The 1188-nt window shown below is 67.0% G+C and carries 2 protein-coding genes; one reads left to right on the forward strand and one right to left on the reverse strand.

The features are described 5' to 3' along the window. Window positions 1–237: 237 nt before the first annotated feature. Window positions 238–465, forward strand: a complete 228-nt coding sequence (locus tag DU475_RS23820; RefSeq protein ID WP_047309016.1) for a DUF2093 domain-containing protein — start codon at window positions 238–240, stop codon at window positions 463–465. 7 nt (window positions 466–472) lie between these two features. Here the strand turns inward: DU475_RS23820 and lpxK are convergent. Next, window positions 473–1188 (reverse strand): tetraacyldisaccharide 4'-kinase (gene lpxK / locus DU475_RS23825; protein WP_164633517.1); only part of this gene is annotated, 716 nt, incomplete at its 5' end.

Below are 1188 nucleotides of genomic sequence, written 5' to 3' on the forward strand. Positions count from 1 at the left end.
GATCCCCGGCCCACACCGCAAAGCCTGCGTCCGTGCCGGCGAAGGCTGCGAAGCGACTGGTGAAGCCTGCCGGCCAGGGCTCACTGTTTTAGAATTGGTTTTCGCGATCCGCAGCGAAAACGACGCCGCCATGACATCGCGGCGGTTTGCAATGCGGCGCAACCGTTCTATCTGTCAGGGGTATCGACCCGCAGCTTTGCATCATTCCGCAACCTGCGGTTTTCCAGGAGATCGGCCGTGCTCAACAAATTTGGCTTCTCGGGTTCGGGTGAAGCCCAGGTGCAGTATCTCGATGGCGACTTCCGGGTGATCTCACCCGGTACCTATGTGCGCTGCGCCGTTACCGGGGTGCAGATCCCGCTCGACGAGCTGAAATATTGGAGCGTCGATCTCAAGGAGCCCTACGCGACTCCGGAAGCCGTGCTGAAGCGGCACCATCCGGAAGCATTGCAGTCCAAGGGTTGAGGCTCGCTCAGCGCCGCGCGGCTAGCCGCTCGGCGCGAGCCCGGTTGAGACGGTCGAGCAGGAACAGGCGCAGCGCAGCCTCGTCGTCGAACGCCAGCGTCACCGCCAGCGTCACAATCTCCACGCCAAGGCTCGCCGCCGCACGCCCGATCCGGGCCAGATCCTTCTCCGTCGTCACCAGCGTCAAGCCGCCGCGCCTAGCCGCCGCGGCAAGTTCCGCCAACTCCTCCGCCGTGAACGGATGATGATCGGCAAAGGCGCGCTGCTCCACCACCTCGACACCACTGGCACGCAGCGTCGCGACGAAGCGCGCCGGATCGCCGATGCCCGCGAACGCCAACACCCGCCGGCCACGCAGCGCCTCGACCGACGCCGCCTGCGGCACCAGCCGCGCCCGCAGCACCGTTCCGCCCTGGGCGGCGATCTGCGCCGCAATACCGTCAGCGGCGGAGCCGTCGCCGACGACGACCAGTGCATCGGTACGCGCGATCTGCAGCGCCAGCGGCGCCCGCAGCGGACCTGCCGGAAATACGCTGCCGTTACCGACGCCGCGGTGGCTGTCGATCACGATCAACGCCGCGTCCTTGATCAGCGCGGAGTTCTGAAAGCCGTCGTCCATCAGGATGACGCTGGCGCCCTGCGAGGCGGCGACCACCGCGCCGTCGCTGCGTTCGCGCGCCACCACCACCGGCACGGATCCGGCCCTGTCCCTTATACACATCT

The sequence above is a fragment of the Rhodopseudomonas sp. WA056 genome, assembly GCF_010906995.1.
GTDB lineage: Bacteria > Pseudomonadota > Alphaproteobacteria > Rhizobiales > Xanthobacteraceae > Rhodopseudomonas > Rhodopseudomonas palustris_G.